The following is a 24,192-nucleotide window of genomic DNA, read 5'->3' on the forward strand; positions in this document are numbered from 1 at the left end:
CGTCTCCCTAGCGGTCGACGCGGGTCATCGCCAGCACGTCCAGGGCGTCGTCGAGCTGCTCCTGGGTGAGGCGCCCGTCGCGGACGTAGCCCTCCGCCTCGATGACCTCGCGGATCGTCTTCCGCTCCTTCATCGCCTGCTTGGCGATCTTCGCCGCCTCCTCGTAGCCGATGAGGCGGTTGAGCGGGGTGACGATGGCCGAGGACGACTCGGCGTAACGGCGGCACGCCTCCTCGTCGGGCTCGGTGTTCTCCAGCACGCGGTCGGCGAGCAGGCGCGCGGCCGCGGCCAGCAGGCGGCACGACTCGAGGACGTTGTAGCCCATCACGGGCATCATGACGTTGAGCTCGAGGTTGCCCTGGCTGCCCGAGAACGCGACGGTCGCGTCGTTGCCCATGACCTGGGCGGCGACCATCATCGCCGCCTCGCAGATCACCGGGTTGACCTTGCCCGGCATGATCGACGAGCCCGGCTGCAGGTCGGGGATGCGGATCTCGGCGAGGCCGGTCGACGGCCCGGAGGACAGCCAGCGGACGTCGTTGGCGATCTTGTACAGGCTCACCGCGACCGCGCGCAGCGCCCCGGACGCCTCGACGAGCCCGTCGCGCGCGCCCTGCGCCTCGATGTGGTTGCGGGCCTCGGTCAGCTCGGGGATGCCGGTGGCCTGGCGCAGCTGCTCGACGACCTTCCCGCCGAAGCCCTCCGGGGTGTTGATGCCGGTGCCCACGGCGGTGCCGCCGATGGGCAGCTCGGCGAGGCGCGGGAGCACCGCGCGCAGCCGCTCGGTGCCGTGCTCGCACTGGCTCGCCCAGCCGCCCGCCTCCTGGCCGAGCGTGATCGGCACGGCGTCCATGAGGTGGGTGCGGCCGGCCTTGACGACGTGGCGCCAGTCCTGCGCCTTGCGGTTGAGCACCGCGCCCAGGTGGTCGAGGGCGGGCACGGTGTCGCGCACGATCGCCTCGGCCGCGGCGACGTGGATGGTCGTCGGGAAGACGTCGTTCGAGCTCTGCGAGGCGTTGACGTGGTCGTTCGGGTGGATCTTCTGGCCGGACGCCCGGGAGGCGAGGGTCGCGATGACCTCGTTGGCGTTCATGTTCGAGCTGGTGCCCGAGCCGGTCTGGAAGACGTCGATGGGGAACTCGGCGTCGTGGGCGCCGGAGGCCACCTCGTCCGCGGCGGCGGCGATCGCGTCGGCGTGGGCGGCGTCGAGCACACCGAGGTCCTTGTTGACCCGCGCACAGGCGCCCTTGACCAGGCCGAGCGCTCGGACCTGGGCGGGCTCGATGGGGCGGCCGGAGATCGGGAAGTTCTCGACGGCGCGCTGGGTCTGCGCGGCCCACAGCGCGGCGGCCGGCACCCGGACCTCGCCCATGGTGTCGTGCTCGGTCCGGTACTCCTGCTCCTCGGTCATGTCCCCCAGTCTTTCATCGGGCAGGTCCTTCACCGGACTCAGCGGACCACCTGCACGGTGTCGCCCGGCGAGAGGTTCGCGAAGAAGCGCTTCGACGCCGTGCGGCCGAGGTGGATGCAGCCGTGCGAGCGCTCCGAGAGGCTGCCGGTGTGGAACGCGATCGCCGGGGCGAAGAACACCGAGTACGGCATCGCGGCGTCGTAGAGGTTGCTGACGTGGTCGGCGTCCTTGTAGTCCACCGAGAACGTGCCCGTGGGCGTCGGGTACTTCCGCGTGCCGCCGAGCGCGCCGACCGGCCCGTACGTGATGTTGCCCTGCCCGTCGGTGAGCCAGGCCTGCTGCGAAGACAGGTCGACGCAGGCGTCGGCGGACGCGTCGCAGGGCGTCCCGGCGGTGAGGGCCAGGGCCGGCGCCGCGGGCGCGGCGACGGGGGCCGGCGCCGGGGCCGCAGGTGCCGGGGCGGCCCCGGCGCTCCCGGCGCCGACGAGCAGCGCGGCGAGCGCGCTGACGATCACGGTGACGAGGGCGAGGGGCGTGCACCGGCGCGGCTGGGACGACACGAGGACCTCCGAGGAAGATCTGGTCACATCGGATTACCCCGAGTGACGCGGCATCATCCCAGGCGTGTGGTAGCCCGGCCGAGCGACGCGCCGGTCTACAGCGTCGAGTGGTCCGGTCCCCAGGCCGGTCCGTCGAGGTGGTCGTCGTCGGTGCCGAGGTCGATCGCGGAGTACTGGCGCAGCTTCCGCAGCCGGTGCCACGCGTCGATCATCCGGACCGTGCCGGACTTCGAGCGCATGACGATCGACTGGGTGGACGCGCCGCCCGCGCGGTAGTGCACGCCGCGCAGCAGGTCGCCGTTGGTGACACCCGTCGCGCAGAAGAAGATGTTCTCGCCGCGCACGAGGTCGCCGGTGCGCAGCACGCGGTCGAGGTCGTGGCCCGCGGCGAGGGCCTTCTCGCGCTCGGCGTCGTCCTTGGGCCAGAGCTTCGCCTGCAGCTCGCCACCCATGCAGGCCAGCGCGGCGGCGGTGATGATGCCCTCCGGGGTGCCGCCGATGCCGAGCAGGATGTCGACGCCGCTCTCCGGGCGGGCCGCGGCGATCGCGCCGGCGACGTCGCCGTCGGAGATGAAGCGGATGCGGGCGCCGGCGTCGCGGATGTCCTGCACCAGCTGGTCGTGGCGGGGCCGGTCGAGCACGACCACCGAGACGTCGGCGACGTTGATGCCCTTCGCGCGGGCGACCGCGCGCAGGTTGTCGCGGACGGGGGCGTCGATGTCGACGACGTCGGCGCAGTCGGGCCCGACGGCGAGCTTCGACATGTAGAATACGGCGGACGGGTCGAACATGGCGCCGCGCTCGGCGACGGCGAGCACCGCGAGCGCGTTGGGCATGCCCTTGGCCATCAGCGTCGTGCCGTCCACGGGGTCGACCGCGACGTCGACCTCGGGCCCGTCGCCGTTGCCGACCTCCTCGCCGTTGAACAGCATCGGGGCCTCGTCCTTCTCGCCCTCCCCGATGACGACCGTGCCCCGCATCGACACCGAGCCGATGAGCTTGCGCATCGCGTCGACCGCGGCGCCGTCGCCGCCGTTCTTGTCTCCGCGGCCGACGAAGCGACCGGCCGCCATCGCGGCGGCCTCGGTGACCCGGACCAGCTCGAGGGCGAGGTTGCGGTCGGGCCGCTCGGACCGGACGGTTTCCTGCGAGCTCACCGGGTGCACCTCCGTTGGGGCAGAACTGTGGCGGGACGGCCCGGGTCGGGCGGGCCGCCCATCCTCGCAGAATCCGGCCGGTCGGGCGGCCGTCCGGATTCGCCTCACACGGGAACCTCGCGGGCCGGGTGGGCCGTTCGTTGCGAGGATGACGCCGTGGCCACCCCCTCGCCCGGTCCCGGCGCCCGTGATCCCGAGCCGCAGCGCGGTCCGGCCGCCCTCCTGCGGGCCTTCGTGGTGGTCGGCGTCGGGGTGCTGCTGCTGGCCGGCCTGCTGCGGGCCTGCTCGTTCGCGCCCGGGGCGCCCGAGGTCGACCGCGAGAGCGTGCCCCGCATCGACCCGGCCACCGAGCTGCGCCGCGACGCGCCGACCCTCGCCTTCCCGCTGCGCGTGCCGTCGATGCCGCCGGACTGGATCCCGCAGTCGTCCGACGTGGTGGTGATCGGCACGGCCCCCGACGCGCCGCGGGCCGCCCGCGTCGGCTGGGTGACGCCGGAGGACGAGTTCGCGCGCCTCGTGCAGACGAACGCCGACGAGGCCGCCGCGGTGGTCTCCGAGGCGGGCGACCCGACCGCCACCGGCACCGTCACGGCCGGGGGCCGGACCTGGGTCACGCACACGGGACGGCGCGACGAGCCGATCTGGGTGACCGACGTCGACGGCGTCCGCCTGCTCGTCACGGGCAGCGCGGCGCCCGAACGCCTGACCCAGCTCGCCGAGGTCGCGCTCGCGGCCCCGTTCGTGGCGCGCTGAGGGCTCACCACCGGTCGCGCGGCGGCGGCCCCCAGCCATCGTCGTCGTGTCCCCGCGCCCGGTCGTGCATCTCCCGCGGCGCGTCCCGGCGGACGGCGACGCGCTCGTCCTGGTCCTCGCCGGGGCGCGGGGCGGTCCAGCCGCCGGTGTCGGTGCCGCTCGGGGCGCGGTAGGGCCCCGACGTCGGGAGCGCGTCGGGCGGGGCCTGCTCCGGCGCGTGCTGTTCCGGCGGGTGCTGTTCCGGCGGGTGCTGCTCGGGGCGGTCGGGGCGGTCGCGGCGCTCCCGGACCGGGGGCTCGGGCCGCCACGTCTCGGCCTGCTCGGGCGGCGGGGGCGGTGCGGTCGGGGGTGGGGCCGAGGGGGGCTGCGACGCGGCGGTGGTGAGGTGCGTGGCCGCGGCGACGCCCTCGCGGGACAGCGAGTGCACGCTCTCGCGCAGCGCGCGGGTCGCCGCGGCGCGCAGCTCGGCGGAGAAGCGCGGCGCCGGGGCGAAGCGGCCGAACGTGTCGCGCAGGAAGTGCACGAGCAGGGTCGCGGTGGAGCGCGAGCGCCACATCGTCCAGCCGACGTAGAGGTCGCGCCCGTAGGGCTGGACGAGCAGCATCGCCCGCTCGCTGTACTGGCTGAACAGCAGCACCGGCACGCCCGCCACGGTCGAGGGCCGCACGTCGGCGGGGCTCTGCCGTGCCTCGGCGGCGGCGCGCACGTACTCGAACGCGCTGGTCGCGACGTCGCCCCGGTTCTCCAGGAGCCGGGAGTGCTCGGCGATCGGCTCCTTGGCCGGCGCGAAGAACGACGCGATCCCGGCGAGGTAGAGCACGACCACGAGCAGCCCGAGCAGCGTCGAGACGACGTCGGTGAACTCGTCGGGCGTGGACATCGACGCCAGGTAGTCGATGACGAACGTGAGCAGGAGCAGCACGGTGGGGGTGACCAGGAACAGCAGCGTGCGCATCAGGTGCGGCGCGAGCATGCGGTAGGTGACGACGTCGTCGACCAGGCCGTCCGGCTCGACGTGCTGCTGGATCTCGCGGTGGTAGTCGGCGTGCGCGCCGGTCACCGCGCGGTCGACGTCGCCCCCGCTGCTTCCGTACGGGCTGCTCATGACCGTCGAGTCTGGGGCATCGCGGGCCTGCGACGGGGGTCCCCCGCCCGGGTGTCGCGGGCTCTCACCCGCGCGCCGGGTCCGCGTCCCCGCCCGCGTTCCCGCCCGCGTTCCCGCCCGCGTTCCCGCCCGTGTCCCCCAGCACCGCCTCGACGCGCTCGCGCGCCCCGGCCAGGTGGCGCTCGCAGATCCGCGCGAGCGTCTCGCCGCGCTCCCAGAGCGCCAGCGAGTCCTCGAGGCTCAGTCCGCCGGCCTCGAGGCGCCCGACGACCTGCTCGAGCTCTGCGCGCGCCTCCTCGTAGCCCGGCTCGTCGCTCTCGGTCATGCGCGCATCCTCCGGCATCTCCGGGCCTCAGTCGTCGTCGGCCGTCACCACGGCGTGGAGGGCGCCGTCGGCGAGGCGCACGCGCAGGGCGTCGCCGGCCGCCGGGGTGGCCGCCGAGCGCAGGACGGGCGCGTCCACGGCCTCGCCGTGCTGGACGATCGCGTAGCCGCGGGCCAGCGTCGCGGCGGGTCCGAGGGCCGTGAGCGAGGCGCGCAGGTGGCGGACGTCGGCCTCGCGGGCGACGAGTGCGGCCTCGAGCACCGCGCGGGCGCGGGCGCGCAGGCCCGCGACGGCGTCCTCGCGCGCGGTGACCGGGCCCAGCGGGTCGGCGAGCACCGGGCGGCGGCGCAGCGCGGCGATGCGGGCGTCCTCGCGCTCCACCCAGGCGTGCAGGGCGCGGTGCGCGCGCCGCCGCAGCTGCGCGAGGTGGGCGGTCTCCTCGGCGAGGTCGGGGACGATCCGCTTGGCGGCGTCGGTCGGGGTGGCCGCGCGGACGTCGGCGACGTGGTCGACCAGCGGGGTGTCGGGCTCGTGCCCGATCGCCGAGACCACCGGCGTCCGGCACGCCGCCACGCCCCGGCAGAGCGCCTCGTCCGAGAACGGCAGCAGGTCCTCGACGCTGCCGCCGCCGCGGGCCAGCACGATGACGTCGACGTCCGGGTCGCGGTCGAGTGCGGTGAGCGCGTCGAGGATCTCGGGCACCGCCTGGGTGCCCTGGGTGGGCGTGTTGACGGTCCGGAACCGCACGGCGGGCCAGCGCGCCGTGGCGACGGTGATGACGTCGTGCTCGGCGGCGCTCGCCCGGGACGTGATGAGCCCGACGCATCGCGGCAGGCGCGGCGGGCGGCGCTTGCGGCCGGGGTCGAACAGGCCCTCGGCGCCCAGCAGCGCGCGCAGCCGCTCGATGCGCGCGAGCAGCTCGCCGACCCCGACCGGGCGGATCTCGTCGACGCGCAGCGAGAGCGTGCCGCGGCCGAAGAAGTACGACGGCTTGCCGTGCACCACCACCCGCGCGCCCTCGGCCAGCGGCGGCACCGTGCCGCGGACCATCGAGGTCGGGGCGGTGAGCCCGAGCGAGACGTCGGCGGCGGGGTCGCGCAGGACGAGGAACGCCGTCTGGGACCCCGGCCGGGCGGTGACCTGGGTGAGCTGGCCCTCCACCCACACCGCACCGAGCCGGTCGATCCAGGCCTGGATCTTGCGCGCCACGGTGCGGACCGGCCAGGGCTCCTCGGCGCTGGTGGGCGGGGGCCCGCCGGGTGCCTGCGTCACCGCTTACTGCGCGTTGAGCGTCGCGATCCGGTTGGACAGCATCGTGACGAACGGCGGCCGGTCGGCGTGCGCCTCCTCGAAGGCGAGGAGCTCGGCCACCTCGTCGACCGACAGCGTGCGCAGCTTGCCGCGCAGCTGGGCGATGGTCATCGACTCGTAGCCGGGCAGGGCGTCGGGGGTCTTCGCCGTCGCCCGCGACGCGTGGCCGTTCACACGGGGCGTGTCGGCGAGCTCGGTGTACTCCAGCGACGTGTCGTCGAGGTCGGGACGCTCCCAGGCGTCCGGCCGGGTGGTGGGCAGCGTCGGCAGGTCGTCGTCGAAGCGCGCCCACGAGGGCGCCTCCTCCACCGGGCGCATCCCGTCGAGCGCCCCGTCGCCCTTGATCGCCAGCTCGGTGACGACCTGTTGCGCCCGCATCGAGAGCTGCAGCACGCGGCTGACGGCGGTGATGGGGAGCCCGGCGACGGTGCGCGGGAGGTCCCGGGCCTCCTCCACGGCGGTGACGACCAGACCGGCGGCGACACGCACCGGGAACGGGAGCGAACTCATGGCCACCAGGGTGCCAGCCGGAGCGCGTCGATGTGTGGACGGCCACGACCGGGCGGCTCACGCCGGGGGCGTGACGCTCGTCGCCCGTAGGCTGGGGACATGTCCACTGAGCACCCCGGCGAGCAGTCCGGCGCGCAGACCGATGGCCTGCGCGTGCTGCTCGCGAAGCCCCGTGGCTACTGCGCCGGCGTCGACCGGGCCGTCGTGGCCGTCGAGAAGGCGCTCGAGACCTACGGCGCGCCGGTGTACGTCCGCAAGGAGATCGTGCACAACCGCCACGTCGTGACCACGCTCGCCGCGCGCGGCGCGGTGTTCGTGGACGAGACCGACGAGGTGCCCGAGGGCGCCACGGTCGTGTTCTCCGCGCACGGCGTCTCCCCGGCGGTGCACGCCGAGGCGGCCGCGCGCGAGCTGCGCACCGTCGACGCCACCTGCCCGCTGGTCACGAAGGTGCACCAGGAGGCCAAGCGCTTCGCCCGCGACGACTACGACATCCTGCTCATCGGCCACGAGGGCCACGAGGAGGTCGAGGGCACCGCCGGCGAGGCGCCGGACCACGTGCAGCTCGTCGACGGCCCGGACGCGGTCGAGCACGTCACCGTCCGCGACCCGGAGAAGGTCATCTGGCTGTCGCAGACGACGTTGTCGGTCGACGAGACCCTCGAGACGGTGCGCGCCCTGCGCGAGCGCTTCCCGTCGCTGGCCGACCCGCCGTCCGACGACATCTGCTACGCCACCCAGAACCGGCAGGTCGCGGTGAAGCAGATGGCGCCCGAGTGCGACCTCGTGCTGGTCGTCGGCTCGCGCAACTCCTCGAACTCGGTGCGCCTGGTCGAGGTCGCGCTGCAGGCGGGCGCGCGCGACGCGCACCTGGTCGACCACGCCGGCGAGATCGACGAGGCGTGGCTGTCCGGCGTGCGGACGGTCGGGGTCACCAGCGGCGCGTCGGTGCCCGAGATCCTCGTCGGCGACGTCCTGCACTGGCTCGCCGAGCGCGGCTGGGCCGCCGTCGAGGAGATCACCACCGCCAACGAGAAGCTGACCTTCTCCCTGCCCCGCGAGCTCAAGCGCGACATGAAGCCGCAGGCGGTGCGCTAACTGCCGTCCGGCCGGGCGTTGTCCTCGCGGCGCGGGCGCCGCACAGTGTCCCCGTGCTGCTGGCCCTGACCCTGCTCACCGGGGGCGCGCTGCTCACCCTCGTGCTCGGGGTGCTCGGCGGCGACCCGGTGGTCGTCCTCCCGCTCGGCGTCGCGTTCGCGCTGCTCGCGACGTTCGGGTTCCGCTGGGTGCTCGCCCGCGGGCGGCGGTGGTGGTCGGCGGCCCACGTCCTCGTCGGGCTGGTGCTCGCGTCGGTCGTGTTCGCGCTGGCGCCCGGGGTCGGCGCGACCCTCTTCCTCGTCGTGCTGGTCAGCGAGTGCGTGCTGCTCCTGCCGCTGCCCGTCACGATCGTCGTCATCGCGATGGTGCCGATGGTGCACGCCGGCATGCCGCTGGTCGACGGCCTGCGCGAGGGCCTCGGGACGCTGGTCGCGGTGGTGTTCGCGGCCGTCGTCACCGAGCTGCTGCGCCGCGAGCAGGCGATGCGCCGCGAGCTCGCGGCCGCCCAGGAACAGGTCGAGCGCCTCGCCGCGGCGCAGGAGCGCAACCGGCTCGCGCGCGACATCCACGACGGCCTCGGGCACTCGCTGACCGTCATCGGGATGCAGCTGCAGGCGGCGCGCGCGCTGGTGCAGAGCGGGTCGGGGGACGTGGACGAGGTCCTCGCCAAGGCCCAGCACCAGTCGCGGGAGGCCCTCGCCGAGGTCCGGCGCTCGGTCGGGACGCTGCGCGAGCCGCGCGGGGCGCCGCCGCTGGCGACGGCCCTGCAGGACCTCGCGGCGGAGAGCTCGGCGGCCGGGGTGCCGACGCGCCTGGCCGTCGAGGGCGACGAGCGCCCCCTGTCCGCGGGCGCCCGCGAGGCGCTCTTCCGCACCGCCCAGGAGGGCCTGACCAACGTGCGCAAGCACGCGGGCGCGAGCCGCGCCGAGGTGGTCCTCGACTACGCGAGCGGCGCGGTGCGGGTCGAGGTCCGCGACGACGGGCGGGGCGCGACCGGCGGCGCCGGTGACGGGGTGGGACTGCTCGGGCTCCGCGAACGCGCCGAGGCCCTGGGCGGGACCCTCTCGCTGCGCCCGGGGGCCGACGGCGGCTGCGCGCTGCGGGTGGAGGTGCCGGCGTGAGCTCCGCTCCCGTCCGCGTGCTGCTCGTCGACGACCAGGCCCTGTTCCGCGAGGCCCTGGCCACGCTGCTGGGGGTGCGCGACGACGTCGTCGTGGTCGGGGAGGCGGGCGACGGCGAGGAGGCGCTGCGCCGGGTCGCCGAGCTCGCCCCCGAGGTCGTGCTCATGGACCTGCGCATGCCGGTGCTCGACGGGGTCGGGGCGACACGGCGCCTGCGCGTCGAGCACCCCGAGGTCCGCGTCATCGCGCTGACCACGTTCGACGACGACGAGGACGTCTTCGCCGCCCTGCGCGCCGGCGCCGTCGGCTACCTGCTCAAGGACGTGCCGTCGGCCCGGCTCGTCGAGGCCGTCCTGACCGCGGCGGCCGGGGGCTCGGTGCTCGACCCGTCGGTGGCGGCGAAGGTCGTCGCCCGTGTCGCGCGCCTGCCCGCCGACGGGCCCGCGCCGCGCCGCCAGCCGCTGGTCGTCCCGCTGTCCGACCGCGAGGTCGACGTGCTGCGCCTGCTCGCCGACGGCCGCAGCAACCGCGAGATCGCCGGGACCCTGCACCTCGCCGAGGGCACGGTGAAGAACCACGTGACGAACGTGCTCGGCAAGCTCGGGGCCCGCGACCGCACGCAGGCCGCGCTGCGGGCCCGGGCGCTCGACCTGCTGTAGGTCATGACCCCGGGGCATGACCTTCGGCACGTCAGCGCGGGGACGCCGCTCGCGATGCTCGTCCACGTCGCCAGTCAGGCCTCGTGGAAGGACCCACCATGACCGCTCAGCCCGTCACCGTCGCCGTCCCCGCCGCCCGCCCGCGTCACCGGCGCGTGCTGCGCTTCGCGGGCCACTACGCCGAGATGGTCGCCGCGATGGTCGTCGGCATGATGCTGCTCGCCCCGCTGTGGCCGGACGCCTGGACCGCGCGTCCGGACGTCGGCGCCCTGGTCATGGCGGCGAACATGACCGCCGGCATGGCGCTGTGGATGGCGATCCGCCGGCACACCGCCCGCCAGATCACCGAGATGTCGGCGGCGATGTGCGCGCCGTTCGTCCTGCTCCTCGCGCCCTACTGGGCGGGCCTGATCACCGGCGAGGTGCTCATGCTCGCGGGCCACGTGCTGATGTTCCTGACCATGTTCGCCGCGATGCTCTGGCGCCGCGACGAGTACGCGCACTGAGGTCCGAGGCCCGGGGTCGGAGATCAGGAGCGCCCTCATCGACCTCCTGAGCGCCGCCGGGTGCACTCGGTCGCCCGTGATCTCGCGAGACGCGTCAGCGGGGGCCGTCGGGGCCGTCGACGCGACGGGGCACGCGGCGCACGCCGGGGCCGAACTCGTCGTCGGGGTCGTCCGGGCGCACCGGGCGGCCCCGCTCGTCACCCGGGCGCCGGCGGTCGTCGCGCGCCGGGCGGGCCTCGACCGGCACCCGGCGCGGCCGGTCGCGGTCGCGGGGGTCGCGGTCGCGGGGGTCGCGGTCGCGGGGGTCGCGGTCGCGCGGATCGCGGTCGCGGGGGTCACGGTCGGGGTCACGGTCCCGTGGCGGCCGCTCGCGCTCCTTCGGCGGCCGGTCCCGGGGAGCACGCTCCTTCGGCGGCCGGTCGCGGGGGTCGCGGTCGCGGGGGTCGCGGTCCCGTGGCGGCCGGTCGCGCGGTGGCCGGTCGCGGGGGTCGGGGCGGGCGTCGGGGTCGAGGTCGTCCTCGGCGCGGCGCCAGGGCTCGACCCGCGTGCGCACGAAACCCAGCGCGAGGCAGATCGCGGTGGTGACCGCCAGCGTGGGGAACGCGTTGACGAGCGGGCCGCCGACGGCGAGCAGCGTCGAGGCGAGCCCGCCGGAGCGGGGCAGCGAGCCGGTGGCGGCGACCACCACGGGCACGCCCACCGCGAGCAGCAGCGGCGGCTGGACGAGCGGGACGAACAGCGAGTCGCGCCGGGCCCAGGCGGTTGCGAGGATGCAGCCGCCCGCGAAGCAGGCGGTGAACACGACGCCGAGCTCGCCGGAGGTCAGCATGTCGATGGCCAGGCCCGCCCCGGTCAGGACCGCCGCGAGCAGCAGCGATCCCCACCAGCGCAGCCCGCGCAGTGACCGCACGACCGAGCGCTCGCCGGGGCCGACCGCCCCGACGCCCGCAGCGTCGTCCCGTGTACTGGTCACCCCTCAACGCTAGCGGTCGGGTGATCGCCGATCGTCCAGCCGCCACGGGCGCGGGCGATCTCCGTGACGTGGACCACCCGATCGGCGCTGGTGGGCGTCCCCCGACTCGTGGGCGGGCGCCCGCGGCCGGCGTTCCACCTGGTCCGGGCTCTCGAGGTCGGCGGTGGTCACCGACAGGTCGGTGAACCGGCGGGCGCTGACCAGCACCCGCGACTCCAGCGAGCTCACCGTCTCGTTGAACGAGCGCACGCTGCCGTCGAGCGAGCGGCCCAGACGCGCGAGGTGGCCCGAGAGCGTCGCGATGCGCCCGTGCAGCTCGCGCCCGAGCGCGTGCACCTCGGCCGCGTTGCGGGCCAGCGCCTCCTGGCGCCAGGCGTACGCGACGGTGCGCAGCAGCGCCATCAACGTCGTGGGCGTGGCGATGACGACGTCGCTGCCGAACGCGTGCTCGAGCAGCGTGGGGTCGGCCTCGAGCGCGGCGGACAGGAACACCTCGCCCGGCACGAACATCACGACGAACTCCGGCGTCGGGTCGAAGCGGCGCCAGTAGGCCTTGGCGCCGAGCGCATCGACGTGCGCGCGGACCTGCTTGGCGTGCGCCGCCACCCGCTCGCGGCGCGCGGTGTCGTCGCGCGCCTCGGTGGACTCGAGGTAGGCCGTGAACGGGACCTTGGCGTCGACGACCACCTGCTTGCCGCCCGCGAGGTGCACCACCAGGTCGGGCCGCTGCACGCCGTCGTCGTCGCGGGCGTGGGCCTGGCGGGTGAAGTCGCAGTGCTCGACCATGCCCGCGAGGTCGACGACCCGCTCGAGCTGCAGCTCGCCCCACCGCCCCCGCACGTGCGGGGCGCGCAGCGCGCCGACCAGCGCGCGCGTCTCGCCGGCCACGCCCTGCGCGCTCGCCGCGACCGCCCCGACCTGCTCGCGCAGCGAGGCGAACGCGGCCTCCCGCTCGCGCTCGGCGCCCGCCATCTGGCGCTCCATGCGCCCGAGCGCCGTCGACACGGGCTCGAGCACGCGGTCGAGCGCGTCGGTGGAGGCGGCCGCGGCGGCCGGGACCAGCGCCCGCTCCCGGTCGCCGGCCCCGCGCCGCTCGGCGTGGAGCTCGGCGCGGGCCGCCGCCACCTCGGCGCTCGCCCGCCGCACGGCCTCGGCCACGGCGGCGTCGCGCCACGCACGGGCCAGGCGCAGCGCGACCCACGCCCCGACCACCGCGCCCAGCACGAGCCCCAGGAGCAGCCCGGCGAGCACCCCGTCCACGCTCATGGTCACGCAGGATGGATCACGCCCCCGACAACGCGGTGGATTCGGGCAGCTGTCATTCGCCTCCGGCGGGGCAGCTCCGCTGCGCTACGTGCCCCAGGACGCCTCCATCGCGAGCAGCCGGTCCTTGATCTCCAGGCCCCAGCGGTAGCCGCCGAGCCCGCCGTCCCGGCGCAGCACGCGGTGGCACGGCACGAACAGCGTCGCCGCGTTGTGGCCGCACGCCCGCGCCGCGAGCCGGTGTCCCCGCGGGTGGCCCGCCGCGGCCGCCAGCTCGCCGTACGTCGTGGGGTGGCCCGCGGGCACCCGGCGCAGCTGCTCCCGGACCGCGGTGGTCGCCGGACCGCTGATCTGGCGCACCGGGACCACCGCCGCCGGGGCCGGGTCGCCCTCGTGGAACGCCGTCACCGCCCGCGTCACCTCGCCCAGCTCGGTCCGGCGGGCCGGATCGGTGGGCCGGACGTCGGCGTGCACGAGGGCGAGCAGGCCCTCGACGTCATCGGTCCAGCCCGACGCGAGGACCGCGCCGTCGTCGTCGACGAGCGTGGTGAACGGGCCGAGCACGGTGGGGATCGTGGCGTGGGCGGACACGGGGCCTCCAGGTGGGAACGCTGTCACGAGGCGAGGGAGCCGGCTCCGCGTCGCGTCGTCTCCTGGGGTTGGACGCCGCCGGGCCGCCCACGGATCCCTCGCTGGCAGACTGGGATCCCGTGAGCTTGACCCTCGGCATCGTCGGACTCCCCAACGTGGGCAAGTCGACGATGTTCAACGCCCTGACCCGCAACGACGTCCTGGCCGCGAACTACCCGTTCGCCACCATCGAGCCCAACGTCGGCGTCGTGCCGCTGCGCGACCCCCGGCTCGACCGGCTCGCCGAGATGTTCTCGTCGGAGAAGGTCGTGCCGGCGACGGTGTCGTTCGTCGACATCGCGGGCATCGTCGCAGGCGCCAGCGAGGGCGCCGGGCTGGGCAACAAGTTCCTCGCCAACATCCGCGAGGCCGACGCGATCTGCCAGGTCGTGCGGGTGTTCGCCGACGACGACGTCGTCCACGTCGACGGCCGCGTCGACCCGGCGGCCGACATCGAGACGATCGCGACCGAGCTCGTCCTCGCCGACCTGCAGACGATCGAGAAGGCCCTCCCGCGCCTCGAGAAGGAGGCGCGGGTCAAGAAGGAGACCAGGGCCGCGGTCGACGAGATCGCCCACGCGCAGTCGGTGCTGAACGAGGGCCGCACCCTCTTCTCGGCCGGGCTCGACTCGCCGCGGCTGCGCGAGCTGAACCTCATGACGGTCAAGCCGTTCCTGTACGTCTTCAACGCCGACGAGCCGGTCCTCACCGACGACGCGCGGCGCAAGGAGCTCGCCGAGCTGGTGGCGCCCGCCGAGTCCGTGTTCCTCGACGCCAAGGTCGAGCAGGAGCTCCTCGAGCTCGACGCCGAGTCGGCGCAGGAGCTGCTCGAGTCGATCGGCCAGCCCGAGCCGGGTCTCGACGCGCTGGCCCGCGCCGGGTTCCGCACCCTCGGCCTGCAGACCTACCTCACGGCCGGCCCCAAGGAGTCCCGGGCCTGGACGATCCGGATCGGCGCGACGGCCCCGGAGGCCGCCGGCGTGATCCACACGGACTTCCAGAAGGGCTTCATCAAGGCCGAGATCGTCTCCTACGACGACCTCGTCGCCGCGGGCTCGATGAACGCCGCGAAGACCGCGGGCAAGGTCCGCATGGAGGGCAAGGACTACGTGATGGCCGACGGCGACGTCGTCGAGTTCCGGTTCAACGTGTAGAGCGGCAGCACGGTCCTCAAGGCCACGGCGGAGGCCGCACCGGACGTCCCACGCCGTCGGGAGTCCTCGGCTCGGACTCCACGGCGAGCACCGAGGTGAGCGGGCCGGTGATGAAGCGGCGGGTCGTGGTCAGCTCGCCGTGCTCGCCCTCGACCGCCACGAGCTCGGCGAACCCGAAGCTGTGTCCGTCGAGCTCGAACGTCCGCTCCTCGACCTCGTGCCAACCGTCGACGAGGAGCACGCGGGTCACATCGGGGTGCTGTTTGCGCAGGGTGTCGCTCACCGTGGCTCCACACCGATGTGGCGGGCGGCTTCGCCGGTCGACACCAACCGTCCCTCCTCGGGCACGAGCGCATGGTCGCAGCGCGGTTGACACGGTCCCACCGCTCGCCCTCCTCGCACCAGGTCTCCGCGGCTCCCCACCCGTGAGGCGCCCCCGATGCTCGATCACACTGACGACGCCCGTGCCGCGGGCCGAGGGCATGCCGCTGGGGGCGCCGACGACGGGTTCGCGCACGTCGTCGGGAGTTCCGGTTCGACGGGGAGAGGGGACAGCGGATGATGCCACCGAGCATCGCCGTCACGGGGGCGACGGGACGCCTCGGCGGACGGGTCGCCCGCCTGCTCGCCGAGCGCGGGATCGCCCAGCGCCTCGCCGTGCGCAGCCCCGAGCGCGCGCCGACGCTGCCCGGCGCGGTGGCCGTGCGGTGCGCCTACGACCGGCCCGACGAGGTCACCACCGCGCTCGAGGGCGCCGACACCGTCCTCATGGTCTCCGGCTCCGAGACCCCCGACCGCGTCGAGCAGCACCGGACGTTCATCGACGCCGCCGCGGCCGCCGGGGTGCACCGGCTCGTCTACGTCTCCTTCGTCGGCGCCTCGCCCGACGCCACGTTCACCCTCGCCCGCGACCACTTCGCCACCGAGGAGCACCTGCGCGCGAGCGGTCTGGCGGCCGTCGTCCTGCGGGACAACTTCTACCTCGACTTCCTGCCCGAGCTCGTCGAGGCCGACGGCGTCATCCGCGGCCCCGCGGGCACCGGACGCGTCGCCGCGGTCGCCCAGGACGACATCGCCGAGGCCGCCGTCGCGATCCTCGCCGCACCCGAGGACCACGACGGCGCGACCTACAGCCTCACCGGCCCCGAGGCCCTCACCCTGTCCGAGGCCGCCGGCGTCATCGCCCGCCGCACGGGCCGGCCGGTGACGTTCCACGACCAGACGGTCGACGAGGCGTACGCCTCCCGGGCGGGGCAGGCCCCGGACTGGCAGCTCGACGCCTGGGTCAGCACCTACACCGCGATCGCCGCCGGCGAGCTCGACGGCGTCACCGACGACATCCCCCGGCTCACGGGTCATCGTGCGCGGTCGCTGGACGACCTCCTCGCCGCGTCCGGCGGGCCCTAGCTGGGAGCAGCGGCTCTCTGCTACACCGGGCCGACACCGTGACGAAGGGGACGTCATGTGCCTGGAGAGGGTCACGTCCCGGGACGGCACGCCGATCGCCTGGTGGCGCAGCGGGGAGGGGCCGCCGCTCGTGCTCGTGCACGGGACGTCCGCCGACCACAGCCGCTGGGCTCCCGTCCTCCCGGCGCTGGAGCAGCACCACACGGTCTGTGCGATCGACCGGCGCGGGCGGGGCGCCAGCGGCGACGCGACGGACTACGCGCTCGAGCGGGAGTTCGAGGACCTGGCCGCCGTCGTGGACGCGCTGGGGGAGCCGGCGACCCTGCTCGGCCACTCGTACGGGGGGCTGTGCGCCCTCGAGGCCACCCTGCTCTCCCGCAACGTCCGGGCCCTGGTGCTCTACGAGCCCGCGATCGGGATGGCGGCCGCACGACCCGAGGTCATCGAGCGGCTCGAGACCCTGTTGCGGGCGGAGGACCGGGACGGCGTGGTGGCGACGATGGGGCGCGAGGTCGCCGGCGTGCCGCCGGAGGTCGTGGCGGCCACGCGGTCCCTGCCCGTGTGGCAGGCGCGCATGGCGGCAGCGCACACCATCCCGCGGGAGCTGCGGGCGACCGAGGCGTATCGGTTCGATGCGGAGCGGTTCCGGGAGCTCCCGGTGCCGACGCTGGTGCTGCGCGGGGACGCGAGCCCGGCCGACTACCGCACCGCCGTCGAGGCCGTGGACGAGGCGCTGCCCGACTCCCGCATCGTCGTCATGCCCGGCCAGGGGCACGTGGCCATGGACACCGGGACCGACCTCTTCACCGCCGAGGTCCTCCGGTTCACCGCGGGTGCGTGACCGGTCTCAGAACGGCGGACGCTCGTTCGAGGCGTCGAAGAGGCTGACCTGCACGTCGAGCACCTCGTCGCCGATGTCGCGCGCGTGCGCGATCGAGCGCCAGTGGTCGAGGTCGTCCTGCGACGCCCAGCGCTCGAAGTTGTTGATCCGCCCGGGGTCGACGGAGTCGGCGGTCACGGCCACGTCCAGGCACCCCGGCGCGGCACGTGCGCGCCGCACGAGGTCGGCGAACTCCGCGACCAGCGCGTCGCGGCGTTCCGGGGCGACCTGGACGTGTCCCGCGATGATGAGCATCGGCCGATCCTACCGTAGGACCAGAAAGTCCTACAGAGGTCAGCGCCAGCCCAGCTCCGGGGCGAGGTGGGTGAGCACGCTCTCGACGACGTGGGCGTTGTAGTCGACGCCGAGCTGGTTGGGCACCGTGAGCAGCAGCGTGTCCGCCGCGGCGATGGCCTCGTCCTCGGCCAGCTCGGCGACGAGCTTGTCGGGCTCGCCGGCGTAGGTCCTGCCGAAGCGGGCGTCGCCGCCGTCGAGGTGGCCGACCTGGTCGGTGGAGTGCCGCTCGCGCCAGAACAGCTGGCGGTCGAGGTCGCTGACGATCGGGAAGATGCTGCGGCTGACCGACACGCGCGGCTCGCGCTCGTGACCGGCCGCGGCCCACGCGTCACGGAACCGCTGGATCTGTTCGGCCTGCAGACGGTGGAACGGCTCGCCGGTGTCCTCGGTGAGCAACGTCGAGCTCATGAGGTTCATGCCCTGCTCGGCCGTCCACTCCGCGGTGGCGCGGCTGCCGGCGCCCCACCAGATGCGGTCGCGCAGCCCCGGGGCGTACGGCTCGAGGCGCAGCAGGCCGGGCGGGTTCGCGAACATCGGGCGCGGGTTGGGCTGCGCGAAGCCCTCACCCTGCAGGACGTCGAGGAAGCGCGCGGTGTGGTCGCGTGCCATGTCGGCGTCGGTCGAGCCGTCCTGCGGCGTGTGGCCGAAGTAGCGGTAGCCGTCGATGACCTGCTCGGGCGACCCGCGGCTGATGCCGAGCTGCAGGCGTCCGCCGGAGATCAGGTCGGCGGCCCCGGCGTCCTCGGCCATGGACAGCGGGTTCTCGTAGCGCATGTCGATCACGCCGGTGCCGAGCTCGATCCGGCTCGTCCTCGCGGCCGCCGCCGCGAGCAGCGGGAACGGCGAGGCGAGCTGGCGGGCGAAGTGGTGCACGCGGAAGTACGCGCCGTCGGCGCCCGCCTCCTCGGCGGCCACGGCCAGGTCGATCGACTGCAGCAGGGCGTCCTGCGCGGACCGGACCATCGACGCCGACGACGGCGACCAGTGCCCGAAGGAGAGGAACCCGATCTTCTTCACGCTTCAACCAACGGCGGCGCCCCGGGCGGCATTCCGACCCGGGGCCCGGCACCGGGTCAGCCCTGGTCCATGGAGAAGAGCTCGAGCTGGACTGTCGGGGTCGCGGACGACGAGCGCCGAGGAGGGCGGTGTACCTCGCAGAGATCGAGAGACACGCAATGTCGGGCGCCGGTCGGGCGGTCCGGATTCGCAGGTCCCGGGGGTTGACACCCCGCCCCCGACCCCTCGATCTTGCTCGGACCATCGTGGCTCGAGGAGGAGTGCCGTGGCGCAGCAGGACTTCGACGTGGTGTCCGACGGGTGGTCGTACCTGGAGTGCCCGCGGTGGCACGACGGGCGGCTGTGGGTCTCGGACTTCTACACCGAGCGGGTCGTCGCGATCGACCCCGACGGTGGCCACGAGGTGATCGCCGAGGTGCCCCAGCAGCCCTCCGGTCTCGGTTTCCTGCCCGACGGGCGCCTGTTGATCGTCTCGATGCGCGACCACCGGATCCTGCGGCGCGAGCACGACGGGTCCCTGGTGGAGCACGCCGACCTGTCGGGGCTGGTCGGCCACCACCTCAACGACATGGTCGTCGACGCCCGCGGCGGCGCCTACGTCGGCAACTTCGGCTTCGACCTCATGGGCGGTGCCCCGCTCGCCCGCACGACGCTGACCCACGTCGCCCCCGACGGCACGCCGCGCACCATCGCCGACGACCTGCTCTTCCCCAACGGGATGGTGCTGTTCGACCGCGTCCTCGTCGTCGCCGAGACCTTCGGTGCGCGCCTGACCGCGTTCGACGTCGCCGACGACGGCGGCCTCGCGCGCCGCCGCGACTGGGCCCGGTTCGCGCCGCCGCCGGTGACCGACGACGTCGGCGAGGCCCTCGCCGGTCTCACCGTCGCGCCCGACGGGCTGGGCGGCGACGCCGAGGGCGCGATCTGGGTGGCCGACGCCCTGCACCAGCGGGTCCTGCGCGTCGCCGAGGGCGGCACGATCCTCGAGGAGCGCCCGACCGGCGGCCTCGGCGTCTACGCCTGCATGCTCGGCGGCGAGGACGGTCGGACGCTCTACGCGTGCGCGGCGCCGTCGTTCGCCGAGCACGAGCGCCGCCCGGTGCGCGAGGCCGTCCTGCTCGCCACCCGGGTCGACGTGCCGCACGCCGCGCTGCCCTGACGGGCCCGCCTACGCGCGAGGCCGGAGGCCCGCGACGGGCAGGGCGGCGAGCCGGCTGCCCTGTACCCCGCCGGGGTCCACGCGGCGCAGGTCGGCGGCGGGCACGGCCAGGCGCGCGTCGGGGAAGTCGGTGACGACGACGTCGACGGCGGCGGCGAGCTCGGTGCGCGCGAGGTGGATGCCCGCGCACACGTGCGGCCCGGCGCCGAAGGCCATCCCGCTGCCCGGGCCCGCACCGGGGTCGTCGGCGAGGCCGGCGAGGTCGACGAGCACGGGTGTCCGGGGCGCGAGCACGACGCCCGCGAGCTCGACCTCCTCGGTGATGAAGCGCCACAGCGAGAACGGTGCCGGCGGGTCGCGGCGCAGGACGTCGTCGACGAGCGCGGGCACGTCGGCGGGCGGGCTGCCTCTCCGGGTCGAGCTCCGCTGCGCTGCGTCTCTCGCGGTCAGGACGCGCGCGAGCAGGAAGCCCAGCGCGATGTCGGTGGTCAGCTGGCCGGCGAAGATCAGGGCGAAGAGCAGGTAGTGCACCTCGTCGTCGGTCACCGACGCCGGCAGGCGCCCGCGCAGCTCGCGGGCCAGGCCGTCGTGCTCCATCGCCGCCGCGCCGAGCCGGGCGAAGGCGCCCATCGCCGCCGCCGCGTCCGCGGCGTCACCGAGCATGCGCCGGCAGGCGTCCACGGCGTCGTCGATCATGGCGCGGGGCAGGCCGAGCAGGTCGCCGACGACCGTGAGCGGGTAGCGGGTGGTGAAGTCGGCGGTGAGGTCGGCGGTGTCCCCGAGACCGGCGAGCAGCTCCCGGGCGGCGTCGCGCATCGCCCCGGCCCGGGCCCGCATCCGGCGCGGCGAGAGCATCGGGGCGTGCGCCCGGCGCAGCGCGGCGTGGGGCGCGCCCTCGGCCGTGGTCAGCGACAGGGCGTCGGCGGCGGCCGGCTCGAGACCGGCGACCCGCGGATCCCACGTGGACGGGGCGAGGGCGGTGTCCGTGACGATCCGCCGGTCGCCGAGGACGACCCGGGCGAGCGCCGCGGTGGTCACCACCGCGACCGGACCGCCGGCCGGCGCCTCCGTGAGGACCACCGGCCCCGCGGCGCGCAGCACGTCCCGGCCGGGGTAGGGCTCGTCCGGGCGGTGGGTCCCGCCGGTGAACGGGCAGGTGCCGTGCGACGATTGCTGCGTCATGCAGAGACTGTGACACACATTCGCTGCACTGTGCAGTGAAATCCCCGAGGGAGGTGGCGGTGGAGCCCGAGGAGGTCGTCGCGGCGCTCGCGGCGTGGAGCGTGCGGCTCGTGCAGTTCAACGGGCACGTCGCCGGGCAGCTGGGGGTCGGCACCACCGAGCTGCAGTGCCTCTACGAGCTCGCGCAGCACGGGCCCGCGACCCCGGGCGCGCTCGCCGCGCGGCTGAACCTCACCACCGGCTCCGCGTCGCGGATGGTCGAGCGCCTGCACGCGGCCGGGCACGTCCACCGGGTCGCCGACCCGGCCGACCGCCGCCGCGTGCTCGTCGAGCCGGACCCGGCCTCGCTCGCGCGCATCGGCGCGATCTACGGCCCGCTCAACGACCGGCTCGCCGCCCTGCTCGCGGGCACGGCCCCCGCGGAGCTCGAGCGCATGGGCGCGTTCCTGGCGGCGGCCGAGGAGCGCACCGACGAGCTCATCCGGGAGCTGTCGGCGGGGTGACGGCGGGCAGCGTCGCGGGCAGGCCCGCGCGGGCCAGGTGCTCGGGGCCGATGAACGCGGTGACCTCGGCGATCCGCCCGTCCTCGGCGAGCGTCAGCACGTCGAGGACCATGCCCCGCCAGAGCTGCTCCTCGCCGTCCCAGGTGTAGCAGCCGACGGCGAGCTGGCCGTTGGCGCGCGTGGGCACGTGGCGCCACGCCGTCCGCAGCGGGGCCGCCTCCAGGAACGCCCGCACGGCCGGCAGCCCGCGGAACCACGCGGCGTTCGGCGGCATCGTCCACGTGACGTCGGCGGTGAGCAGGGCGACCAGCGCCTCGGCGTCGCCCGCCTCCAGCGCGGCGGTGTAGCGCGCGACGGTGGCGGCGAGCGAGGCGTCGGACAGGGCGCGCAGGGTGCGCTGCTGGCTCGGGCCGGTGACCTTGGTGGCCAGCGTGGCGCGGGCGCGCTGCACGGCGCTGTTCACCGACGCCGTCGTCGTCGCCATCATCGCGGCGACCTCGGCCGCCGAGAACCCCAGCACCTCCATGAGCAGCAGCGCGGCGCGCTGGTTGCCCGGCAGGTGCTGCAGGGCGGCGACGAAGGCGAGCTCGACCGTCTCGCGCTCCTGCACCGTGGCGTCCGGGTCGTCGGGGTAGGGCCCCAGCCAGGCCACCTCGGTGCGCGGCGGGTCGTCCACGACGCCCTCGCTCGCCGGGCCGAGGTCCATCGGCAGCGCACGGCGCCCGCGGCGCCCGGCGGTGTCGAGGCTGGTGTTGGTGGCCACCGTGTAGAGCCACGACCGCAGCGCGCCGGGCCGGCCGGACCGGTCCTCGAAGCGGTCGATCGCCCGCCAGGCCCGCAGCAGCGCGTCCTGCAGCGCGTCGTCGGCGTCGTGGACCGAGCCGAGCATCCGGTAGCAGTGGGCGTGCAGCTCGCGGCGCAGCGGCGCGACCAGCCGGGCGAACGCCTCGTCGTCGCCGGCCCGTGCGCGGGCGAGGTCGGGATCCGGGGCCGGGTCCGCGGAGGTCGTGCTCATGACCGTGCAGTGTGCCGCGCGGGACCGACATCGCCGAGGCGTCCGGGAGCCGACGTCACCCGCCGCGACCGGTCCCGGGCCGCTCGGCGCACGCCCCTGACCCGGCCGGACGCACCACTCGACGCCGCGTGCTGTCATCCGGGGACTGCTGACTCGGGTGGGGGACGTCCGTGCCTAGTCTGTCTCCGTGCGCTCGGAGCGGTGGTCGTCCCGGACCGCGGACCTGACGCTTCCCGAGCGGGTCGCGTGGGTCCTCGGCGACGACGACGGCCGCCCGCTGTCCACGCTCACCGAGCCCGCGGGACTGCTGGTGGCCGCCGCGATGGTGGAGCTGCTGCTCGACGCCTCCCTGCTCGACGCGGGCGCCTCCTACCGCCGCGGACCGGTGGAGGTCACCGATCCCCTGCTGCGGTGGGTGGGCGAGGGCCTCGTGTCCCGCGGCGGCGCCAAGGCCGACCTGCAGCGCGCCGTGACGGGTCCCCGCGGCGCGCAGATGATCCGCCGGACCATGGACCGGCTGGTCGAGCGCGGGCTCGCGGCCCGCGAGCCGCGCCGGGTGTTCGGCTACCTGACGATGCCGGTGTTCGGGTCCGCGCTGCGCGTGTACGAGGTCGACGCGCTGCACCACGACCGCGCCGCCGTCCGCGCCGTCCTCGAGGGCGACGAGGAGCCCGACGAGGCCGTCGCGATGCTGGTCGTGCTGCTGCACCACGGCCGGCGCGTGCCCGAGCTGAGCCCGTCCGACCCCGCCCGCGCGGCGCGCCGGGCGCGGGCCGTCGCCGACGGTCGGTACGTGTCGCTCGGCGTCGCCCAGGACATCCGCCGGCTCGTCTCGCCGACCGTCGGGGCCGTCCTCGCCGCCCTCACCGCGACCACGGTGATCGGTTCGGACCACTGATCGCGTCCGGGTGGCTGCACTCGGCCGATTCCCTCGACCGGACCCCCTGTCGCGCGGCGCGAAACGGATTACGGTAGGACATCCGAACCGGGCGCGAGGGCCCGGGGCCGGGGAGGGGAGCTTCCCATGACGTCCACCAGCCCTCCGGAGGGCCTGCCCGTCCTCGAGGCCGGCGCGCACCGCGACGCGGAGGCCGGCAGTTGTCTCATGGAGTACGTATCCGTGCTCGCCGGTGAACGCTTCACCGACCGCCCCCGCTGCACCCATCCCGCGCTCGCGGCGGTGGCGTGGCAGGTCAACGACGCGGTGTCGTCGACGGCCCGCCAGCAGCTGGGCACCCGCGCGGTCACGCTGATCGGTCTCGGCCGGGACGCCGGCGTCGAGGTCCGGCCGATCGTCCTCGCGACGATCGCCCGCGCCGGCCTCGCGATCGATCCGGCCAACCGGTTCTTCCCCCGCCTGCAGCGCCGGCTCGAGCGCCGCGCCGAGGTCCGGCCGCGCCGTCGCGGGCGGGGCGAGGAGGGCGACGGCGGCCGCCTGGCGACCCTGCTGCACGTGGGGCCGGTCAACCACGCCTGCGCCCACCTGCTCGTGGCCGCCCGCGTGGCCGATCTCGACGCCGAGGCCCGCGACCGGATGCTCGTCGCCCTGCTCGACGACACCATCGCCGCGGTGCGCGAGGCCGAGCGCGAGCGCCGCGCCGAGCTCGAGGTGCGCCCCACCGTCGCGAGCAGCTAGCCGACCCTGACGCAGATCAGCGGCTCGACGCAGAGGCCCGGGCCGCCGCCCGCCGAACCGTTCGACGAGCCGCCGGACCGACCGCCGCCGGACTGACCGCCGCCGGACCCGGAACCCGAGCCGGAGTTCGAGCTGCCACCGTTCGAGCTGCCGCCGTTCGAGCCGCCCGCGCTGTTCGCGCCATTCGCGCCGGACGAGCCGGAGCCACGGGTCGGGCCGCCGGGGGAACGGGCGGCCTCGCCGTCCGCGCCGGCGGTCGGCGCGCGTCCGGTGCTCGGCGCGTCCGTCGCCGTGCCCGCGCGGTCCGGCACGTCGGTCGCGGCGCCCACCGGGCTCGGCGTCACCGGCGGGACCGGGGCGGGGCCGGCGGGCGTCGAGCCGCCCGGCGGAGGGATCGCGGGCGTGGCCGAGCTCGACACGGCCGGGGCGGGCGCCGCGTCCGGGACGGATTCGGAGAGCGTCCCGGGCGCGAGGTAGCCCGCCTGCGCGGAGCCCAGCATCACGACCGCGCCGAACAGCGCCGCGAACAGCACCTTCTTCACCACGCCGGCCTCCACGCA

General features: G+C 75.4%; 28 protein-coding genes. 12 read left to right on the top strand and 16 right to left on the bottom strand.

What is annotated here, in order from left to right; translation table 11 throughout:
- Positions 1–7: 7 nt before the first annotated feature.
- The 3 genes from PHK61_RS04655 to glpX form a co-directional block, all read right to left on the bottom strand.
- Complete coding sequence (locus tag PHK61_RS04655) at positions 8–1,411, bottom strand: class II fumarate hydratase (protein WP_274279800.1); 1,404 nt, start codon at positions 1,409–1,411, stop codon at positions 8–10.
- Between the two features lie 38 nt (positions 1,412–1,449).
- On the bottom strand, positions 1,450–1,971 hold the full coding sequence (locus PHK61_RS04660) for a L,D-transpeptidase (RefSeq protein WP_274279801.1): 522 nt from the start codon (positions 1,969–1,971) through the stop codon (positions 1,450–1,452).
- 95 nt (positions 1,972–2,066) lie between these two features.
- Positions 2,067–3,128 carry a class II fructose-bisphosphatase gene (glpX, locus tag PHK61_RS04665; protein ID WP_274279802.1) on the bottom strand — a complete coding sequence of 354 codons (1,062 nt, stop codon included), beginning with the start codon at positions 3,126–3,128 and terminating at the stop codon, positions 2,067–2,069.
- A gap of 156 nt (positions 3,129–3,284) precedes the next feature.
- Here glpX and PHK61_RS04670 point away from each other — a divergent pair, with 156 nt between their 5' ends.
- Entirely contained in the window at positions 3,285–3,881 is a 597-nt protein-coding gene (locus PHK61_RS04670) for a DUF4245 domain-containing protein (RefSeq protein WP_274279803.1), read from the top strand.
- A 4-nt stretch (positions 3,882–3,885) separates the two neighbouring features.
- Here the strand turns inward: PHK61_RS04670 and PHK61_RS04675 are convergent, their stop codons facing one another.
- The 4 genes from PHK61_RS04675 to PHK61_RS04690 form a co-directional block, all read right to left on the bottom strand.
- The gene (locus tag PHK61_RS04675) at positions 3,886–4,986 is read right to left on the bottom strand and encodes a hypothetical protein (RefSeq protein WP_274279804.1); all 1,101 of its coding nucleotides are present in this window, start codon (positions 4,984–4,986) and stop codon (positions 3,886–3,888) included.
- Positions 4,987–5,050: 64 nt separating this feature from the next.
- Positions 5,051–5,311 carry an exodeoxyribonuclease VII small subunit gene (locus tag PHK61_RS04680; RefSeq protein WP_274279805.1) on the bottom strand — a complete coding sequence of 87 codons (261 nt, stop codon included), beginning with the start codon at positions 5,309–5,311 and terminating at the stop codon, positions 5,051–5,053.
- Between the two features lie 27 nt (positions 5,312–5,338).
- Positions 5,339–6,583: an exodeoxyribonuclease VII large subunit gene (gene xseA, locus PHK61_RS04685; protein ID WP_274279806.1), complete on the bottom strand. Its 1,245-nt coding sequence runs from the start codon at positions 6,581–6,583 to the stop codon at positions 5,339–5,341.
- Between the two features lie 3 nt (positions 6,584–6,586).
- The gene (locus PHK61_RS04690) at positions 6,587–7,132 is read right to left on the bottom strand and encodes a lipid droplet-associated protein (RefSeq protein WP_274279807.1); all 546 of its coding nucleotides are present in this window, start codon (positions 7,130–7,132) and stop codon (positions 6,587–6,589) included.
- Positions 7,133–7,231: 99 nt separating this feature from the next.
- Here PHK61_RS04690 and PHK61_RS04695 point away from each other — a divergent pair, with 99 nt between their 5' ends.
- The 4 genes from PHK61_RS04695 to PHK61_RS04710 all read left to right on the top strand — a co-directional run bounded on the left by PHK61_RS04695 (position 7,232) and on the right by PHK61_RS04710 (position 10,516).
- Positions 7,232–8,230 (top strand): 4-hydroxy-3-methylbut-2-enyl diphosphate reductase, encoded by a 999-nt coding sequence (locus tag PHK61_RS04695; RefSeq protein ID WP_274279808.1) that lies wholly within the window; start codon positions 7,232–7,234, stop codon positions 8,228–8,230.
- 53 nt (positions 8,231–8,283) lie between these two features.
- Positions 8,284–9,351: a sensor histidine kinase gene (locus PHK61_RS04700; protein ID WP_274279809.1), complete on the top strand. Its 1,068-nt coding sequence runs from the start codon at positions 8,284–8,286 to the stop codon at positions 9,349–9,351.
- The gene (locus PHK61_RS04705) at positions 9,348–10,010 is read left to right on the top strand and encodes a response regulator (protein WP_274279810.1); all 663 of its coding nucleotides are present in this window, start codon (positions 9,348–9,350) and stop codon (positions 10,008–10,010) included. The genes PHK61_RS04700 and PHK61_RS04705 overlap by 4 nt, the downstream gene beginning before the upstream one ends.
- A 98-nt stretch (positions 10,011–10,108) precedes the next feature.
- Entirely contained in the window at positions 10,109–10,516 is a 408-nt protein-coding gene (locus PHK61_RS04710) for a hypothetical protein (RefSeq protein WP_274279811.1), read from the top strand.
- A 94-nt stretch (positions 10,517–10,610) separates the two neighbouring features.
- Here PHK61_RS04710 and PHK61_RS04715 read toward each other — a convergent pair whose 3' ends face one another.
- From PHK61_RS04715 to PHK61_RS04725, 3 genes are all read right to left on the bottom strand, one after another.
- Positions 10,611–11,489, bottom strand: a complete 879-nt coding sequence (locus PHK61_RS04715; protein ID WP_274279812.1) for a DUF6542 domain-containing protein — start codon at positions 11,487–11,489, stop codon at positions 10,611–10,613.
- A 9-nt stretch (positions 11,490–11,498) separates the two neighbouring features.
- Positions 11,499–12,755, bottom strand: a complete 1,257-nt coding sequence (locus PHK61_RS04720; protein ID WP_274279813.1) for a DNA recombination protein RmuC — start codon at positions 12,753–12,755, stop codon at positions 11,499–11,501.
- 84 nt (positions 12,756–12,839) lie between these two features.
- Positions 12,840–13,343, bottom strand: coding sequence for a methylated-DNA--[protein]-cysteine S-methyltransferase (locus PHK61_RS04725; RefSeq protein ID WP_274279814.1), 504 nt, complete (start codon positions 13,341–13,343; stop codon positions 12,840–12,842).
- Positions 13,344–13,462: 119 nt separating this feature from the next.
- Between PHK61_RS04725 and ychF the strand changes: the two genes are divergently transcribed.
- Entirely contained in the window at positions 13,463–14,536 is a 1,074-nt protein-coding gene (gene ychF, locus PHK61_RS04730) for a redox-regulated ATPase YchF (RefSeq protein ID WP_274279815.1), read from the top strand.
- Between the two features lie 16 nt (positions 14,537–14,552).
- Here the strand turns inward: ychF and PHK61_RS04735 are convergent, their stop codons facing one another.
- Positions 14,553–14,819 carry a hypothetical protein gene (locus PHK61_RS04735; RefSeq protein WP_274279816.1) on the bottom strand — a complete coding sequence of 89 codons (267 nt, stop codon included), beginning with the start codon at positions 14,817–14,819 and terminating at the stop codon, positions 14,553–14,555.
- A gap of 275 nt (positions 14,820–15,094) precedes the next feature.
- On the opposite strand from PHK61_RS04735, the gene PHK61_RS04740 reads away from it, so the two are divergent.
- Both PHK61_RS04740 and PHK61_RS04745 read left to right on the top strand, forming a co-directional pair.
- On the top strand, positions 15,095–15,943 hold the full coding sequence (locus PHK61_RS04740; protein ID WP_274279817.1) for an SDR family oxidoreductase: 849 nt from the start codon (positions 15,095–15,097) through the stop codon (positions 15,941–15,943).
- A gap of 55 nt (positions 15,944–15,998) precedes the next feature.
- Positions 15,999–16,784 carry an alpha/beta fold hydrolase gene (locus PHK61_RS04745; RefSeq protein ID WP_274279818.1) on the top strand — a complete coding sequence of 262 codons (786 nt, stop codon included), beginning with the start codon at positions 15,999–16,001 and terminating at the stop codon, positions 16,782–16,784.
- A gap of 6 nt (positions 16,785–16,790) precedes the next feature.
- On the opposite strand, the gene PHK61_RS04750 is transcribed toward PHK61_RS04745, so the two are convergent.
- Both PHK61_RS04750 and PHK61_RS04755 read right to left on the bottom strand, forming a co-directional pair.
- Complete coding sequence (locus PHK61_RS04750) at positions 16,791–17,078, bottom strand: putative quinol monooxygenase (RefSeq protein WP_274279819.1); 288 nt, start codon at positions 17,076–17,078, stop codon at positions 16,791–16,793.
- Between the two features lie 39 nt (positions 17,079–17,117).
- On the bottom strand, positions 17,118–18,137 hold the full coding sequence (locus PHK61_RS04755) for an LLM class flavin-dependent oxidoreductase (RefSeq protein WP_274279820.1): 1,020 nt from the start codon (positions 18,135–18,137) through the stop codon (positions 17,118–17,120).
- Positions 18,138–18,402: 265 nt separating this feature from the next.
- On the opposite strand from PHK61_RS04755, the gene PHK61_RS04760 reads away from it, so the two are divergent.
- Positions 18,403–19,296 (top strand): SMP-30/gluconolactonase/LRE family protein, encoded by an 894-nt coding sequence (locus PHK61_RS04760; RefSeq protein WP_274279821.1) that lies wholly within the window; start codon positions 18,403–18,405, stop codon positions 19,294–19,296.
- A gap of 9 nt (positions 19,297–19,305) precedes the next feature.
- Here PHK61_RS04760 and PHK61_RS04765 read toward each other — a convergent pair whose 3' ends face one another.
- Positions 19,306–20,478: a cytochrome P450 family protein gene (locus PHK61_RS04765; protein ID WP_274279822.1), complete on the bottom strand. Its 1,173-nt coding sequence runs from the start codon at positions 20,476–20,478 to the stop codon at positions 19,306–19,308.
- A gap of 59 nt (positions 20,479–20,537) precedes the next feature.
- Between PHK61_RS04765 and PHK61_RS04770 the strand changes: the two genes are divergently transcribed.
- Positions 20,538–20,981: a MarR family winged helix-turn-helix transcriptional regulator gene (locus PHK61_RS04770; protein WP_274279823.1), complete on the top strand. Its 444-nt coding sequence runs from the start codon at positions 20,538–20,540 to the stop codon at positions 20,979–20,981.
- Here the strand turns inward: PHK61_RS04770 and PHK61_RS04775 are convergent.
- Entirely contained in the window at positions 20,956–21,996 is a 1,041-nt protein-coding gene (locus PHK61_RS04775; protein ID WP_274279824.1) for a sigma-70 family RNA polymerase sigma factor, read from the bottom strand. The genes PHK61_RS04770 and PHK61_RS04775 overlap by 26 nt on opposite strands.
- 187 nt (positions 21,997–22,183) lie before the next feature.
- On the opposite strand from PHK61_RS04775, the gene PHK61_RS04780 reads away from it, so the two are divergent.
- Complete coding sequence (locus PHK61_RS04780; RefSeq protein WP_274279825.1) at positions 22,184–22,894, top strand: GPP34 family phosphoprotein; 711 nt, start codon at positions 22,184–22,186, stop codon at positions 22,892–22,894.
- Between the two features lie 126 nt (positions 22,895–23,020).
- Positions 23,021–23,632, top strand: coding sequence for a hypothetical protein (locus PHK61_RS04785; protein WP_274279826.1), 612 nt, complete (start codon positions 23,021–23,023; stop codon positions 23,630–23,632).
- Here PHK61_RS04785 and PHK61_RS04790 read toward each other — a convergent pair.
- Entirely contained in the window at positions 23,629–24,177 is a 549-nt protein-coding gene (locus PHK61_RS04790; RefSeq protein WP_274279827.1) for a hypothetical protein, read from the bottom strand. The two genes, PHK61_RS04785 and PHK61_RS04790, sit on opposite strands and share 4 nt — an antisense overlap.
- Between the last annotated feature and the right edge of the window lie 15 nt (positions 24,178–24,192).

The organism is Actinomycetospora lutea, assembly GCF_028737205.1.
Taxonomy (GTDB): domain Bacteria; phylum Actinomycetota; class Actinomycetes; order Mycobacteriales; family Pseudonocardiaceae; genus Actinomycetospora; species Actinomycetospora lutea.